The sequence below is a fragment of the Rhodococcus sp. TAF43 genome, from assembly GCF_052113525.1.
In the GTDB taxonomy this organism is placed as follows: domain Bacteria; phylum Actinomycetota; class Actinomycetes; order Mycobacteriales; family Mycobacteriaceae; genus Prescottella.
The window spans coordinates 69,431-84,171 of record NZ_JBFRDL010000011.1 but is presented as its reverse complement, the minus strand read 5'-3'; the positions used below and the strand labels follow the sequence as shown (position 1 = coordinate 84,171).

The 14,741-nt window shown below is 69.3% G+C and carries 16 protein-coding genes; 10 read left to right on the top strand and 6 right to left on the bottom strand.

Annotation, left to right across the window (positions count from 1 at the left end; translation table 11 throughout):
• Positions 1–2 precede the first annotated feature (2 nt).
• A complete protein-coding gene (locus tag AB4Z09_RS09905; RefSeq protein WP_174911318.1) occupies positions 3–782 on the top strand; it encodes an alpha/beta hydrolase family protein in 780 nt (259 codons plus the stop codon).
• A 35-nt stretch (positions 783–817) separates the two neighbouring features.
• Here the strand turns inward: AB4Z09_RS09905 and AB4Z09_RS09900 are convergent, their stop codons facing one another.
• From AB4Z09_RS09900 to AB4Z09_RS09885, 4 genes are all read right to left on the bottom strand, one after another.
• Positions 818–2,428 carry a hypothetical protein gene (locus AB4Z09_RS09900; RefSeq protein ID WP_174911315.1) on the bottom strand — a complete coding sequence of 537 codons (1,611 nt, stop codon included), beginning with the start codon at positions 2,426–2,428 and terminating at the stop codon, positions 818–820.
• A complete protein-coding gene (locus AB4Z09_RS09895) occupies positions 2,425–2,685 on the bottom strand; it encodes a hypothetical protein (protein WP_114719093.1) in 261 nt (86 codons plus the stop codon). The genes AB4Z09_RS09900 and AB4Z09_RS09895 overlap by 4 nt, the downstream gene beginning before the upstream one ends.
• Positions 2,682–3,332 carry a DMP19 family protein gene (locus AB4Z09_RS09890; RefSeq protein ID WP_174911312.1) on the bottom strand — a complete coding sequence of 217 codons (651 nt, stop codon included), beginning with the start codon at positions 3,330–3,332 and terminating at the stop codon, positions 2,682–2,684. The genes AB4Z09_RS09895 and AB4Z09_RS09890 overlap by 4 nt, the downstream gene beginning before the upstream one ends.
• A 173-nt stretch (positions 3,333–3,505) precedes the next feature.
• Positions 3,506–5,125 (bottom strand): MFS transporter, encoded by a 1,620-nt coding sequence (locus AB4Z09_RS09885; protein WP_174911309.1) that lies wholly within the window; start codon positions 5,123–5,125, stop codon positions 3,506–3,508.
• Positions 5,126–5,311: 186 nt separating this feature from the next.
• On the opposite strand from AB4Z09_RS09885, the gene AB4Z09_RS09880 reads away from it, so the two are divergent.
• The 6 genes from AB4Z09_RS09880 to AB4Z09_RS09855 all read left to right on the top strand — a co-directional run bounded on the left by AB4Z09_RS09880 (position 5,312) and on the right by AB4Z09_RS09855 (position 10,584).
• Positions 5,312–5,986 (top strand): TetR/AcrR family transcriptional regulator, encoded by a 675-nt coding sequence (locus AB4Z09_RS09880; protein WP_114719395.1) that lies wholly within the window; start codon positions 5,312–5,314, stop codon positions 5,984–5,986.
• A 96-nt stretch (positions 5,987–6,082) separates the two neighbouring features.
• Entirely contained in the window at positions 6,083–7,174 is a 1,092-nt protein-coding gene (locus tag AB4Z09_RS09875; protein ID WP_174911303.1) for a PhoH family protein, read from the top strand.
• Positions 7,175–7,233: 59 nt separating this feature from the next.
• Positions 7,234–7,776 carry an rRNA maturation RNase YbeY gene (ybeY, locus tag AB4Z09_RS09870; protein ID WP_114719097.1) on the top strand — a complete coding sequence of 181 codons (543 nt, stop codon included), beginning with the start codon at positions 7,234–7,236 and terminating at the stop codon, positions 7,774–7,776.
• 24 nt (positions 7,777–7,800) lie between these two features.
• Positions 7,801–9,126, top strand: a complete 1,326-nt coding sequence (locus AB4Z09_RS09865; protein ID WP_174911300.1) for a hemolysin family protein — start codon at positions 7,801–7,803, stop codon at positions 9,124–9,126.
• Between the two features lie 2 nt (positions 9,127–9,128).
• Positions 9,129–10,067 carry a GTPase Era gene (era, locus tag AB4Z09_RS09860; protein ID WP_442239642.1) on the top strand — a complete coding sequence of 313 codons (939 nt, stop codon included), beginning with the start codon at positions 9,129–9,131 and terminating at the stop codon, positions 10,065–10,067.
• A gap of 7 nt (positions 10,068–10,074) precedes the next feature.
• Entirely contained in the window at positions 10,075–10,584 is a 510-nt protein-coding gene (locus AB4Z09_RS09855; RefSeq protein WP_442239641.1) for a nitroreductase/quinone reductase family protein, read from the top strand.
• Between the two features lie 10 nt (positions 10,585–10,594).
• On the opposite strand, the gene AB4Z09_RS09850 is transcribed toward AB4Z09_RS09855, so the two are convergent.
• Both AB4Z09_RS09850 and AB4Z09_RS09845 read right to left on the bottom strand, forming a co-directional pair.
• Positions 10,595–11,164, bottom strand: coding sequence for a TetR/AcrR family transcriptional regulator (locus AB4Z09_RS09850; RefSeq protein WP_174911294.1), 570 nt, complete (start codon positions 11,162–11,164; stop codon positions 10,595–10,597).
• A 3-nt stretch (positions 11,165–11,167) separates the two neighbouring features.
• Positions 11,168–12,598, bottom strand: coding sequence for an amidase (locus AB4Z09_RS09845; RefSeq protein ID WP_114719102.1), 1,431 nt, complete (start codon positions 12,596–12,598; stop codon positions 11,168–11,170).
• A gap of 131 nt (positions 12,599–12,729) precedes the next feature.
• On the opposite strand from AB4Z09_RS09845, the gene recO reads away from it, so the two are divergent.
• The 3 genes from recO to AB4Z09_RS09830 are packed head-to-tail and all read left to right on the top strand — an operon-like array spanning position 12,730 to position 14,718.
• On the top strand, positions 12,730–13,545 hold the full coding sequence (gene recO, locus AB4Z09_RS09840; protein WP_114719397.1) for a DNA repair protein RecO: 816 nt from the start codon (positions 12,730–12,732) through the stop codon (positions 13,543–13,545).
• Entirely contained in the window at positions 13,502–14,314 is an 813-nt protein-coding gene (locus AB4Z09_RS09835; protein WP_114719103.1) for an isoprenyl transferase, read from the top strand. Before recO ends, AB4Z09_RS09835 begins: the two co-directional genes overlap by 44 nt.
• A gap of 8 nt (positions 14,315–14,322) precedes the next feature.
• Positions 14,323–14,718, top strand: a complete 396-nt coding sequence (locus AB4Z09_RS09830; protein ID WP_114719104.1) for a hypothetical protein — start codon at positions 14,323–14,325, stop codon at positions 14,716–14,718.
• Positions 14,719–14,741: the final 23 nt, after the last annotated feature.

Here is a 14,741-nt window from a genome sequence, read left to right as displayed (position 1 = left end):
TCATGAGCAGAACGAAGATCGAGTACGGCCCCGAACCACAGCAGTTCGGGCATCTCTACCTTCCGAACGGCGCGCAGGCGCCGGTGCCGGTGCCGGTGGTGATGCTGATCCACGGTGGCTATTGGAGTGCCGACTTCCACCTGAATCTGGCGACCGCGTTTGCGGTCGAGCTCGCCCGGCGTGGTGTCGCGGCATGGAACGTCGAGTACCGCCGTGTCGGTGCCGGCGGCCGCTGGGCCGAGACGAGCGCGGACATCGCTGCCGCGCTCGCCGCGACCGCGACGCTGTTGCCGGAGCACTCGCCGATTCCGCTGGATCTCGGCAACGTCCGGATCGTCGGCCATTCGGCCGGTGCGCAACTCGCGGTCTGGGTTGCCGGGCAACGAGATTCGCTCGTCCGACCCGAGCGGGTGGTGTCCCAGGCCGGGGCCCTGGACCTGGCCTCGCGGTCCGCGACCCGGCGTGGCGGCGTCGTCCTCGAAGATCTGTTCGGGGTGGACCACGCGAGCGATCCGCAGATCTATCTCGACGCCTCCCCACTGCACCGGGTCCCGACCGGGATCCCGACGGTGTGCCTCCACGGTGCCGAGGACCTGCGTATCCCGGCCTCGGGCAGCCGCGTGTACGTGGAGAGGGCCGTCGCGGCGGGGGATCGGGCGGTGCTGTGGGAGGTGCCTGGGGAGGGCCACAACGATTTCCTCGACCGCGGCTCGCGGTCCTGGGAACTGTCGCTGCGCGCGGCCCTGGATCCGGCTCCTTGGTCCGTCGGTGGCGAGGCATAGCGGTCACTGGCTCCCGTTCGAGGACCCGGCGGTGTTCAGTCGTCGAGTGCCTCCTCGATGAGCGGTTCGAGAGTGCGGTTGGCCTCGGGCGGGAGACCGGTGGTCAGGGTGTCGACGGCGTCGATCACCTCGTCGCGTTCCAGGGTGTACAGGAACTGGCGCTTGCGGTTGAGGCCCGAGATGACGTCGAGGAATTCGGTGACCGAGGCCGTCACGGTCTTCGCGTAGCCGGTCTCGTCGGTGCGGGACGCGTCGGCGTCGCGCACCTGCCGCAGCGCCGTGACGAATGCGGTGCGGGCCTGCTTCGCTGTTGCTGCCGGGATGCCGTCGCGTCCGTCCCAGTGCCGCAGCGGGTTCTCGAAGTTCTCGGCCAGCCACTCGGGTTTGCGGGGCCTGCGCACGCTCAGCGAGACGTGCGACGCCTTCTTGTACATCGCGCGCACGCGGGTGGCGACGTCGGTCGGGATGCTGTCGAGGTCGAGGCTCGTGAGCGCCGGCAGCTCGCCCGGCCCCGGGAAGTCGCCGGGCTCGTAGCCGAACAGGTCGCACAGCCACAGCGTCTCCAAGGTCGGCAGCGCCGGCAACTCGGACAGTCCGCGGAGCAGACCGGGCGCACCGAACAGGTGCAGCCAGGAAGTGTTCGGGAAGCACTCGGCGACATCGGAGATGTCCAGGTCGTCGATGGCTCCGATCCGCAGTCCCTGCACGCGGTCGAGTCCGCGCACCGGCGGCACCGTCCCGGTGAGTTGCACCGAGATCCAGCGGCCGTCCTGATCGGCGACGACCTGCAGCATCGCGAGCGCCTCGGGTGTCTCGGCGCTCGGGCCGTCGAGCAGACCGTCGCGCGAGTCGAAGCGATTCACCGCACCCGCGCCGTGCAGGAGCAGAAGGTCCAGGCTCGGCGGGAGTACGAGTCGTTCCAGCCCCGTGATGTCCACCGACAGTCGGTCCAGGCTCGTGCGGGAGAGGTCGAGTTCACGCCGGCCGTGCCCGGTGAGGGTCAACTCGTTGACCAGCGGGGACGATTCCAGGAACGGCACGAGGTCATCGCGCCAGGAGTGGAGTGTGACCTGGTACAGCGCGGGCCAGGCCCGCAGCGACTCCATGCAGAAATCGTCGCCGACCCGGTACCCGGCGTCGTCTCTGAAGCTGCGCGCCGCGGCCAAGCGCGCCTCGTACGGGTCACCGTTGCGCGCGTAGACGAGGCCCGGAGTTGTCGCGATCTCCTCGCTGTCCAGGGCCGCCTTGAACGCCGAGGTCGTTTCGGTCGGCGTGACGTCCCACCGATGCTGGCGCGCGATGTCGTGCTCGAAATCCCATGACCCGGAGGACCGCGAGACGGTCTCGCCGGTCACGGGCAGACTCCCGATCCGCCGATACGACTCGGGCACCGGGAGCGCCACCTCCATCACGACCTCCTCGGGGCGCCAGAACATGAAGTCCTTCACCATCCGTGGCACGCCGGCCAACGCGGTGACGTCCGGCACCGCTGCGCCCGTCCACGCGAGCACCGCGACCGTTGCCAGCCGCTCGGTCTCGTCGGCCGCGACGACCTGACACGCCCCGTACCGGTCGATCCGCTCGATGGGAAACACGAGAACATCCCCCACTGTCGGGACGAATGCACGTGATTCAGATTCGGTCATGGCGCGCCTCCGTGCGGTGCCTCGATCACGCCGTCGCCGGTGTCGGGGTGCAACTCGACACGCACCCAGGCGATGTCGGAGGACGCCTCGAGTACACGTAGTCGCGTGGCGATCTCCGCGAGCGGCGAACGACCGTAGCCCCACTGGTTCGGCGCTAAGGAATCCTCCTGGGTGTTTCCGTCGAAGAACTCGGACAGCGTCAGAAGCGGCAGCCGGTCGCCGTCGGTGCGGCGTTCGATCTCTTCGGTCGTGATCATCGTGTGCCACCGTCGTCGTGTGTGTCGACGCCGTAGTGCTGCACGACGAGCCGCGCGAGCCGGTCTGGGTACTCCCAGAACGCCTCGTCGAGCTCCTGCAGCCGGTCGTGGTCGGCGTCGGTGAGCAGACCCGGAAGATCGGCGAGTGAGACGACCTCGTCGGCGTACGGCTCGATCACCGCGTACATCCTGCGGACGAGCTCTGCGGCCCTGCGTGCACCGATCAGGTCGAGCGCGGCGACAGCGGTGAGATGGTTTCGCTCGCCCCAGTTTCCGAAGAACTGCAAGAACCCGCCGTTGTTGACGTCGGCCTCCAGGCGCCACAGGGCGACCAGCTCGTGGTCGCGCTGCGACACGGTATCCACGTCCCAGCCGGCCTGCTGCAAGCGACCGAGCGCGGCCTCGTAGAGCCGGTTCTGGAGGATCTCCCAGACGCTCACCATGCCCTCGTCGTCGGGTTTCCACAGCTCCGGCCAGTTCACACCGTGCCCGTCGTCGGCGAGCACCCAGCGGGCGCGCTCGGCGGGTGTCGCCTTCTCGACGCGGATGTACCGCACGATCGGGGTCGTCAGTACGTCGCCGTTCGTGAGCGCCAGCACGATGTGTGTGTCAGTGAACCCGACCTCGGCGATTCGGCAGTCAGTCATCGGGCGACCTCTCTCGCACGTCCTCGATCAGGCCGATGTAGGGCAGCCCGTTGTAGGTCCGGGAAACCACCCGACGACGCGTCCTCCGTCATGATGCCGCTCCTCTCGCTTCCCGCGGGCCGCAAACTGGCTGGTGCGACCGCGCAAGCAGCATGATCGGCCGACGCCGTACCTTAGTTGTCCATGCCGACACGGTCGACGGTCCGACCGGGCAGGATGCCCGCGACCACCACCGCGCCGACCGCGAGCGCGAGGCCGCCCACGAGACTGGCCTGCGAGATCGCATCGGCGAATGCCGCGGTGGCGGCCTCCATCAGCGGCTGTGCCTGCGCCTGCGCGAGCATGTTCTGCGACATCTCCTCGGCGACGATCGCGGCTCCGCCCACCGACTCGCCGGAGGCCTCGAGTCCCTGCGCCACCAGATCCGCCTGTGGCCCCGTGAGTTTCGGGATCGGGAGCGCAGCGAGGAATCCGGAGATGCCGTCCTTGTAGGCCGAGGCGAGGACCGAGCCGAGGATGGCGATGCCGAGCGATCCGCCGAGTTCGATCGCGGTGTCGTTGAGTCCGCCGGCCGCACCGAGGTCGCTGTCGGGGAAGCTGCCCATGAGCGCATCGGTGGCGGGTGAGACCGACAGCCCGACACCGATTCCGAGCAGCACCAGCGTCGGGACGAAGTCGGCGTACCCGGACGCGGCGTCGACGCGGACGAGCAGCAACACGCCGATCGCAGCCACCGCCATCCCTCCGGCGACGGCGGCGCGGGTGCCGATCCGAGGGACCAGGCGGGCGCTGGCCGCGGCGCCGACCGAGACCGCCACCGCGAGCGGCAGCAACCGGACGCCGGTCGCGAGCGGGCCGAAGCCCAGCACGAACTGGAACTGCTGGGCGACGAAGAACATCGCGCCGAACGCGGCGAGGAACACCAGCAGCACCGCGAGCGCCGCGCCGCCGACCTTGCGTTCGCCGAGTTTGCGCACGTTGAGGAGGGGCTGTTCGTGCCGCAGTTCCCAGAGCGCGAACGCGGCGAGTCCGACAGCGGAGACGACGGCCGCGGCAACCGCTCGCGAGGTCCAGCCGAAGTGGAATCCGTCGATGATCGCGAACACGAGCGCGCCGATCGTCACCACCGACAGCAGCCCGCCGATCCAGTCGATCCGGCCCAGGCCGTGCGCCTTCGACGGCGGGACCAGCACGAGTGCGGCGACGATCGCGAACGCGGCGATCGGCACATTGATGAGGAAGGTCGAGTGCCACGAGCGGCTTTCGAGCAGCCAGCCCGCGAGCAGCGGTCCGAGTGCGATCGCCAGCCCCGACGTCGCGGCCCACGCGGCGATCGCCCGGGCGCGTTCCGCGGCGGGGAACGTCGCAACCAGCAGGGACAGGGTCGCCGGCATGATGATCGCGGCACCCACGCCCATGATCATCCGGGCCGCGATCACCGACGTCGTGCTGTCGGCGAGGCTGCCGAACACGGCGCCGCCGCCGAAGACGAGCAGGCCGGCGAACAGGGCGCCGCGGCGGCTGTACTTGTCGCCGATGACCCCGAACAGCAGCATCAGCGCCGCGTAGGGGACGGTGTACCCGTCGATGACCCACTGCAGGTCCGAACTCGTCAGCTGCAGGTCGCGGGTCATGTCCGGCGCCGCGACGATGAGGGCGGTGTTTGCCATCACCACGATCAGCAGGCTCAGACAGAGCACTCCCAGTGCCGCCCATCGTCGCCGATAGGGCTCCGTCATGCGGTCCACCGGTGTGGTGGCCAGACCCGGCAATCGCGTCAGCGTGACCGTCATCGTCGTTCCCTCCCTACCCCCGGGCGTCCTCCGCGCCGAGAACATTGCACACTGATGTGCAAGTTAGCTATCTGCACACGAGTGTGCAAGAAGGGTGTGATGGAGGCCACGTGGTCGCGGATCGAACACGCCTGCCGGTATCCGACGTTCGAGCGGCGCGGCGGGCGGGTGGGGGAGGATGGCTTCGTGAGTTCCGAGTCCTCGACGTCCCCCTCGCCACCGCCGCAACAGCGGCCGCAGGCGCGGGCGAACCGTGCCCGCATTCTCGAGGCGGCGATCACGGCGTTCGCGGCCGATCCGGACTCCAGCATGGACGAGGTGGCCCGTGCGGCGGGGGTGGTGCGCCGGACCGTGTACTCGCATTTCCCGAACCGGGACGCGCTGATCGAAGGGTTGGTCGCCGAGGCGTCCGCCGCGATCGCGGTGAGCCTCGTCACCGGCCCGCCCCTGCCCGAACGACCCGACCTGGCGCTCGCGGTGCTGGCGCTGCGTACGTGGCCGATCGGCGACCGCTTCCGGGTTCTGCTCTCGTTCGCTCGTCGCGAACTGGGGGAGGACCGAATCCACGACCTGCTCGACCCGCTGCGGGCGACCACGGTCGGCAATGTCGAGCGGGGCCAACGGGACGGGGTGTTCTCGTCGTACCTGCCCGCCGACCTTCTGGTCGCGATGGACGAGGGTATGACGTTGACACTGCTCGAGCGCGCGAATCAGGGTGTGATCAACGACCGCGGCGAGACCTTCGCGACCGCGAGTCTGGTACTGCTGGGTCTGCCGCCCGAGCGTGCGGCCGACATCGTGGCGGAGGCGGCGCGCTGGTTGCGGGATCCGGGCGAACCGGGCGGTAGGTCCGAGGGGTAACTCGGTGGGCGTGATCACTGTCGGGCGCTAGACTTTGGGCACACATGACAGCCCGTCGTGGACGGATCGGACCTGAAAGTAGGCCATAGCCCTCACGTGAGTGAACAAGTCGAGAACGGCAGGTCGCGTTACAGCGACTCCCCGCAGGATCCCACGCAGCCGGCCGAGCGCACCGTGCGCTCGAGCATGGAACTCCCGCCCGAGGTGGTGCCGCCCCTGCTCGGGTCTTCCGATGAGAACCTGACCGCTCTCGAACAGGTCCTCGACGCCGACATCCATGTCCGCGGCAATGCGGTCACCCTCACCGGCACCCCCGCCGACGTCGCGCTCGCCGAGCGGGTGCTCGAGCAGCTCGCCGCGTTGGTTCGCCGCAATCAGCCCATCACGCCGGACGCGGTGCGCCGGACCGTCGGCATGCTCACGCAGGGTCTGTCCGAGTCGCCGGCCGACGTGTTGAGCCTGGACATCTTGTCGCGGCGCGGCAAGACGATCCGGCCGAAGACGCTCAACCAGAAGCGCTACGTCGATGCGATCGACGAGAACACCATCGTGTTCGGTGTCGGCCCGGCCGGTACCGGCAAGACGTACCTCGCGATGGCGAAGGCCGTGCAGGCGTTGCAGAGCAAGCAGGTGACGCGGATCATCCTGACCCGTCCGGCCGTCGAGGCCGGCGAGCGCCTGGGCTTCCTGCCGGGCACGCTGCACGAGAAGATCGACCCGTATCTGCGTCCGTTGCACGACGCGCTGCACGACATGATGGATCCCGAGGCGATCCCGAAGCTCATGCAGGCCGGCGTCATCGAGGTCGCGCCGCTCGCGTACATGCGTGGCCGCACCCTCAACGACGCGTTCATCATCCTCGACGAGGCGCAGAACACCACGGCCGAGCAGATGAAGATGTTCCTCACCCGACTCGGGTTCGGCTCCAAGATCGTCGTCACCGGCGACGTCACGCAGGTCGACCTGCCGGGTGGGGCGCGCTCGGGCCTGCGGGCGGCCACCGAGATCCTCGACGACATCGACGGCATTCACTTCGCGATTCTCGACAGCAGCGACGTGGTCCGGCACCGCCTGGTCTCCGACATCGTCGACGCGTACGACCGCTTCGAGTCGACCCGCGCGGCCGACATGCCGCTGGGGAACCGTGCGCACCGACGAGCGGTCCAGTCGCGCTCGCAGCGGCGGTAGGGTTGTTTCCGCCCCAGCACGGCTACCGCGCGCCCGCGGACGACGAAAGAGCGACGTAAATGAGTATCGAGATCTCCAACGAATCGGGGATGGAAGTCTCCGACGAGGACCTGATCAGCGTCGCGCGCTTCGTGATCGCCCGGATGGACGTCCATCCCGCGGCGGAACTGTCGATGGTGCTCGTGGATTCGGCCACGATGGCCGATCTGCACATGCGCTGGATGGACCTGCCCGGCCCCACCGACGTGATGTCGTTCCCGATGGACGAGCTCGAGCCCGGCGGTCGCCCGGACGCGCCGGAGCCGGGTCCGTCGATGCTCGGTGACATCGTGCTGTGCCCGTCCTTCGCCGCCGACCAGGCGCAGAACGCGGGCCATTCGCTCGATCACGAGCTGGCGCTGCTGACCGTCCACGGTGTCCTTCACCTCCTCGGCTACGACCATGCCGAGCCGGAGGAGGAGAAGGAGATGTTCGGGCTGCAGAATCAGCTGCTGGCCGAATGGTACGAGGATCTGCGCCGCGCCGAACGTGAGGCCGAACTCGCCGCCCGGGACCAGCGGTTGCTGGGCAAGGCCGGGTTCTTCGATGGCCCCGAACAGTGATGTCCGGCGGACGGTGATCGGCCGGTGAGTGACGCCGTCGTCCTGATCGTTCTCGCCGTCGTCCTGGTCCCGCTCGGTGGTCTGTTCGCTGCCGTCGATTCGGCGCTGAACACGCTCTCCCCGGCGCGGGTGGACGAGTTGGCCAAGGACGACCGTCCGGGCGCGGCGCGGCTGGTGCGGATCGTCTCCGACCGTCCCCGCTACGTCAATCTCATGGTCCTGCTGCGGATCCTCTGCGAGATCGCGGCCGCCGTCCTGCTCGCGGGCGCGCTGATCGATCTGCTCGGAGCCGTATGGGGCATGGTCGTCACGATCGTGGTGATGGTGCTCGTCGACTACGTGGCCATCGGTGTCGGCCCCCGCACCCTGGGTCGGCAGCGCGCGTATCCGCTCGCCCTGGCGTCGGCGGTTCCGCTGGTCGCGCTGGGCACGTTGCTCAGCCCGGTCAGCAGGCTGCTGATCGTCGTCGGCAACGCGCTCACCCCCGGTAAGGGGTTCCGGGCGGGCCCGTTCGCGTCGGAGATCGAACTGCGCGAGCTGGTGGATCTGGCACAGGAACGCGGCGTGGTGGCCGACGAGGAACGCCGGATGATCCAGTCGGTGTTCGAACTCGGCGACACCTCCGCCCGCGAGGTGATGGTGCCGCGGACCGAGATGGTGTGGATCGAGGCGGACAAGAGTGCCGGCCAGGCCACGTCGCTTGCGGTGCGCTCCGGGCACTCGCGGATCCCCGTGGTCGGCGAAAACGTCGACGACGTGCTGGGCGTGGTGTACCTCAAGGACCTGGTGCAGCAGACGTACTACTCGTCCGACGGTGGCCGCAGCGTCACGGTGGCGCAGGTGATGCGCCCCGCCGTGTTCGTGCCGGATTCGAAGCCGCTGGACAGCCTCCTCGCCGAGATGCAGCGCGACCGCAACCACATGGCGGTGCTGGTCGACGAGTACGGCGGCATCGCGGGCCTGGTCACCATCGAGGATGTGATCGAGGAGATCGTCGGTGAGATCGCCGACGAGTACGACACCGACGAGACCCCGCCCATCGAGGACCTCGGTGACGGCACCTACCGGGTGTCGGCGCGGTTGCCCGTCGAGGACCTGGGCGAGCTGTTCGACATCGAGATCGAGAACGACGAGGTCGAGACGGTCGGCGGACTGCTCGGCTACGAGCTCGGCCGCGTGCCGCTGCCCGGTTCGCAGGTCGAGACCGCGGGCCTGCGACTGCGCGGCGAGGGCGGAGCCGACGTACGCGGGCGCGTGCGGATCAGCACCGTTCACGTCGAGCGCGTGGCGACCGAAGAACATACCGAGAACGACCATGTGGACGAAGACGGAAACGTGAGCCAGGAGTGACCATGACCGATAACGAATTCCGTTCCGGCTTCGTCTGTTTCGTCGGACGGCCCAACACGGGCAAGTCGACGCTGACGAATGCGCTGGTGGGCAGCAAGATCGCGATCACGTCGTCGCGGCCGCAGACCACCCGACACACGATCCGCGGCATCGTGCACCGCGACTTCGCCCAGTTGATCCTGGTCGACACGCCGGGTCTGCACCGTCCGCGCACGCTGCTGGGGCAGCGCCTCAACGACCTGGTGCGCGACACGTACTCCGAGGTCGACGTCATCTGCCTGTGTATCCCGGCGGACGAGAAGATCGGCCCCGGTGACCGGTGGATCCTGGACCAGGTCCGGCAGATGGCGCCGAAGACCAAGCTGATCGGCATCGTCACCAAGATCGACAAGGTCAGCAAGGACCGCGTCGCCGAGCAGTTGCTGGCGCTGTCGAAGGTGCTCGGACCGGACACCGAGGTGATTCCGGTGTCGGCCCAGTCGGGCGAGCAGGTGGAGCTGCTGGTCGAGGTGCTGGCGAAGGCGATGCCGGAGGGGCCGGCCTTCTACCCGGACGGCGAGCTCACCGACGAGCCCGAGGAAACCCTGATGGCGGAGCTGATCCGCGAGGCGGCACTCGAGGGCCTGGGCGACGAACTGCCGCACTCGCTGGCCGTCGTCATCGAAGAGGTCATCCCGCGTGAGGGCCGCACCGAGAAGCAGGGCGAACTGCTGGACGTGCACGCGCTGCTGTACGTCGAGCGTCCCAGTCAGAAGGGCATCGTCATCGGCAAGGGCGGCGCCCGCCTGCGCGAGGTCGGCACCACCGCCCGCAAGCAGATCGAGAAGCTGCTCGGCACCAAGATCTTCCTCCTCCGGTCGGGGGAGCGGCACGACTGTTTCCGGCGCGGCACCCTGTCGACGTGCGACGATGGAGACCTCGACCGGCTCGAGACGAGGTGAGGGTCCGATGTCGAATGAGGGAACCTATCGTGAGGCGAACCCGGTGCGTCGATATCTGATCAGGCAGGGTGCGTCGGCGACGACGGGCCGGGTGCTCGCTCCGGGGCAGCGGCACATCGATCGGGTGGTCTTCGGGATCACTCGGGGCCGGCACACGCTGACGAGCCTGGTGCTGGGGTGGCCGATCGTGATGCTCACGACCGTCGGCGCGAAAAGTGGAGCGCGCCGGACGCTCCCGCTGGTCGGTATGCGGGACGGGGACCGGATGGTCGTGATCGCCTCGAGCTACGGGCGGCCCGACAACCCGGCGTGGTTCTACAACCTGCGCGCACATCCGCGGGCCTCGATGACGGTCGCTGGCGGCGCCTCGCGGCCGGTGCGGGCGCACGAGGCGGAGGGCGCGGAGCGTGAACGGTTGTGGGCTCGGGCGCTGGAGTTCTATCCCGGATGGGCGGAGTACGAGAAGCGGGTCGCCCGGCGGATCCCGGTGATGGTCCTGACCCCCGAGAGCGCGTGACCCGACGCGGTCAGGGCGCCGGGAGGTACGCCCCGCGGACCAGTTGCAGGATGGCCGTCGAGATGTCCTGCCCCGCATCGCCGGTGGCGAGCCGACGCAGTTGCAGGCCGGCGATGGTCGCCACCAGGGTGGGGGCCAGCGACTCCGGCTGTGGGACGCCGAGCGCGGTCAGGATCGTCGCCGTCAGCTCGTCGTACGCCGCGAAGCACTCGGCCGACGCCTCACGGAGTTCGGGATCCCGGCCGGCCTGGATGTAGATCTCGAACGGGGCGATTCGCTCGGCCGAGAAGTCCAGATCCCGCGCGACCTGCTCGGTGAGCGCCGCGGCGTCCTCGAGGCTCAGCCCCTTGTCGCGGTAGGTTTCGGCGAGGTGGCGAAGTCGAGTGGTCTCCTCGGCCACGAACCCTGTCAGCGCGGCCCGCAGCAGGTCGGACTGCGTGGGGAAGTGGTAGGTGATCGAGCCGAGCGAGACCCCGGCCTCGGCGGCGATCCGCCGGTTCGTGACGGCGGGCACGCCGTCGGTGCCGACGATGCGCAGCGCCGCCGCGAGAATTCGGTCACGCACCTCCGTCGAGCCCACCGGTCACCACCACCGGGTCGGGCGGTGGTCCTGCCAACGCTGGACCGACTCGAGTTGCGCCGCAAGCGAAACCAGCATCGGTTCGGTGTTGTCGTGGCCCATCAACTGGACGCCGATCGGGAGCCCGTCGGCGGTGAGGCCGGCGGGGACGTTGACGCTCGGCCAGCCCAGGATGTTCCACGGCCACGTGTACGGGCACGCCGCGGTGATCACCTTGTCGGTCTCGACGCCGCCGATCGCGTCCAACCCCTCCACCCGCGGCGGGGGAGTGGCGGTGGTGGGGGCGAGGATCACGTCGTAGTCGTCGAAGATCTCCCCGACCCGACGTCGCATCCGGGGTTCGGCGGCTCGGGCCGCGCGCAGCGGCAGGCCGGACAGCAGACGTCCGGTGCGGGCGTTGGCACGGGTGCGTGGGTCGACCAACGACGGATCCGGGAGCTGCCCCAGCCACGCGTCCACACCGGCGAGCGACCGGGGAAGGAAGTTGAGGCCCAACAGGATTCCGTACTCCGGGTCGTCGACGGTCACGTCGTGTCCGAGTCGGCGCAGCGCGTGCGCGGTGCGGCCGACCGCGGCCCGGATCTCGGGGTGCAGTGCGGTGGGCGTGGCGGTGAACGGGATCCGCAGCGACAGGGCGATCTTCAACCGTCCCGGATCGCGGCCGACGGCGTCGCGGACCGTGACCGGTGGTGGCTTGTGCAGATCGCCGTCGTGGTTGCCCGCGACGACGTCGAACAGCAGCGCCGCGTCGGCGACGGTGCGTGCGAGCGGTCCGTTGACGGTGATGCCGTGGAACGCCTCGGGCTCGGGCCATGTCGAGATCCGCCCGCGCTGCGGCTTGATCCCGACGAGGTGGGTCCACGCCGCCGGGATCCGGACGGAGCCGGCGCCGTCGGAGCCGATCGCGGCGGACACCAGCCCCGCCGCCACCGCCGCGGCGCTGCCGCCCGAGGATCCGCCCGGTGTGCGCCCGCGGTCCCATGGATTGCGGGTGTGACCGAACGCGCTGCCCCCGGTGAACGGCCACTGCCCGAGTTCGGGGCTGTTGGTCTTGCCGACGATCACCGCGCCGGCGGCGCGCAGTCGGCGAACCACCTCGGAGTCGGCGGTCTTGGCGGGGAACTCGCCCGGACATCCGAACGCGGTGGGTTCGCCGGTGACGTCGACGTCGTCCTTGACGGCGATCGGGACACCGAGCAGCGGCTGGCGCTCCCCGGCCGCGAGTCGGCGGTCGGCTGCGGCCGCCTCGTCGAGTGCGGCGGCCCGGCGCACGATCCGGAACGCGTTGAGTGTGGTCTGGGTGGCCTCGATCCGATCGAGGGCGGCGGTGACGGCCGCGACGGACGAGGTGCGTCCGGCGGCCAGCGCCACGGCCTGCTCCTCGAGCCCCGGAGCGTGCTGTTCGACGTCGTGTTCTTGCAGTTCAGTGCTCATTCCCGCCCCGTCATGCCGACTGTTCGTTCGAACGAACAGTAACGCGTTCCAGTTTTCGGGGTGGGGTTTTGCCGCCCGCGCCTGTCGAGACTCGTCGGTGCGGCGTGGGAGACTGGCCAGGTGAGGTTGTCGTGAGGTTGTACCGGGACTATGCGGTGGTGTTGCGCCAGCACAAGCTGGGCGAGGCCGATCGCATCGTGACCCTGTTGACCCGGCAGCACGGACTGGTCCGGGCGGTCGCCAAGGGGGTGCGTCGTACCAAGTCCAAGTTCGGAGGCCGGCTCGAGCCGTTCGCGCACATCGACGTGCAGCTGTACCCCGGCCGCAGCCTGGACGTCGTCACCCAGGTCCACACGGTCGACGCGTTCGGTGCGGACATCGTCGACGACTACGGCCGCTACACCACGGCCTGCGCGATCCTCGAGACTGCCGAACGGTTGGCCGGCGAGGAGCGGGCCCCGGCCCCGCGACTGCACAGCCTCACCGTCGGGGCGTTGCGGGCGATCGGGGACCAGGCCCGGCCCGTCGAGCTGATTCTCGACGCCTTTCTGCTGCGTGCCATGGGCTACGCGGGATGGGCGCCGGCATTGAACGAGTGCGCCCGGTGCGCGGCTCCCGGACCGCACCGCGCCTTCCACGTCGCGGCCGGTGGCGCAGTGTGTGTGCACTGCCGTCCGCCCGGTGCGGCCACACCGTCTCCGGGTGTCCTCGACTTCATGGACGCGCTGGTGCACGGCCAGTGGCAGGACACCGAGAGTGCGACGTCGTCGATGCGCAGCCAGGCCAGCGGGCTCATCGCCGCGCACCTGCAGTGGCATCTCGAGCGGCAGTTGCGCACGTTGCCCCTGATCGAACGGTCGCGTCCGCATGCGGCGGTCGGGGACCCGGACACGGTCAGGCAGGATGGGGAGCGTGATTCGACGACGCGAACCGCAAGCTCAGCCTGACCGGGAGATCCGCCCTCCCTCCCCGCACCCCTCGGGCGCCCGTCCGCCGATTCTGCAGCCCGAGCTGATCCCCAATCATGTGGCGCTCGTGATGGACGGCAACGGCCGCTGGGCGCAGGATCGGGGGCTGCCGCGGACTGCGGGCCACGAGCGCGGCGAGGCGGTCCTCATGGACACCCTCGAGGGATGCATCGAGATCGGTGTGAAGTGGCTGTCCGCGTACGCATTCTCCACCGAGAACTGGAAGCGAAGCCCGGACGAGGTCAAGTTCCTGATGGGCTTCAACCGGGACGTCATTCGCCGACGGCGCGACGAGATGCACGAGATGGGTGTGCGCGTGCGCTGGGCCGGTCGTCGACCGCGTCTGTGGCGCAGCGTGATCAAGGAACTCGAGATCGCCGAGGAACTCACCAGGAACAACACCGTCATGACGCTGACGATGTGCGTCAACTATGGTGGCCGCGCCGAGATCGCCGACGCGGCACGGGAGATCGCCCGCCGGGCCGCTGCCGGTGAGATCGACCCGGAGAAGATCACCGAGGCCACATTCGCGAAGTACCTCGACGAGCCGGACATGCCCGACGTCGACCTGTTCCTGCGGCCTTCCGGTGAGCAGCGGACGTCGAACTTCCTGATCTGGCAGGCCGCCTACGCGGAAATGGTGTTCCAGGAGAAGCTGTTTCCCGATTTCGACCGCCGCGACCTGTGGGCCGCGTGCGTCGAGTACGCCTCCCGCGACCGCCGCTTCGGCGGCGTCAAGTACCAGTGAGGCCGTCGATGGATTCCTCGGAGGCTCTGCAGGCCCGGGTGCGCGAGGCGCTCGGCGGCTTCGTCGCCGTCGACTCGGACGACGACGGCTCGTTGCGGTTCGAGTACGGCGGCGCACTGTGCTCGCTGCGTGCGGTCACACTCGCGGACGGGCTCGACGTGCTGTCGTTGACGGGAGTGTTGGCGTGGGACCGGACGGTCAAGCCGGCGCTCCACAAGCGGGTGGCCGAGCGCAACGCGCAGCTCCAGTTCGGGTCGATCAATGTGATCACCCGCGGCAAGTTCGCCGATGTCGTGCTGCGCTACACCTTCCCGGCGACGGGGTTGGCCGACGCGCCGCTCACCACGATGCTGCTGCTGGTGTTGTCCGGGGCCGAGGATGCCCGGAAGGGGCTGCTGGCGTAACAGGCGAGCTGCGTGGCCGCCGG

Bases quoted from the DNA above. Each gene is read 5' to 3' on its own strand.
- AB4Z09_RS09905 (WP_174911318.1), top strand. From the start codon at position 3: ATGAGCAGAACGAAGATCGAGTACGGCCCCGAACCACAGCAGTTCGGG.
- AB4Z09_RS09900 (WP_174911315.1), bottom strand. From the start codon at position 2,428: ATGACCGAATCTGAATCACGTGCATTCGTCCCGACAGTGGGGGATGTT.
- AB4Z09_RS09895 (WP_114719093.1), bottom strand. From the start codon at position 2,685: ATGATCACGACCGAAGAGATCGAACGCCGCACCGACGGCGACCGGCTG.
- AB4Z09_RS09890 (WP_174911312.1), bottom strand. From the start codon at position 3,332: ATGACTGACTGCCGAATCGCCGAGGTCGGGTTCACTGACACACACATC.
- AB4Z09_RS09885 (WP_174911309.1), bottom strand. From the start codon at position 5,125: ATGACGGTCACGCTGACGCGATTGCCGGGTCTGGCCACCACACCGGTG.
- ybeY (WP_114719097.1), top strand. From the start codon at position 7,234: ATGAGTATCGAGATCTCCAACGAATCGGGGATGGAAGTCTCCGACGAG.
- era (WP_442239642.1), top strand. From the start codon at position 9,129: ATGACCGATAACGAATTCCGTTCCGGCTTCGTCTGTTTCGTCGGACGG.
- AB4Z09_RS09855 (WP_442239641.1), top strand. From the start codon at position 10,075: ATGTCGAATGAGGGAACCTATCGTGAGGCGAACCCGGTGCGTCGATAT.
- AB4Z09_RS09845 (WP_114719102.1), bottom strand. From the start codon at position 12,598: ATGAGCACTGAACTGCAAGAACACGACGTCGAACAGCACGCTCCGGGG.
- AB4Z09_RS09835 (WP_114719103.1), top strand. From the start codon at position 13,502: ATGGGGAGCGTGATTCGACGACGCGAACCGCAAGCTCAGCCTGACCGG.
- AB4Z09_RS09830 (WP_114719104.1), top strand. From the start codon at position 14,323: ATGGATTCCTCGGAGGCTCTGCAGGCCCGGGTGCGCGAGGCGCTCGGC.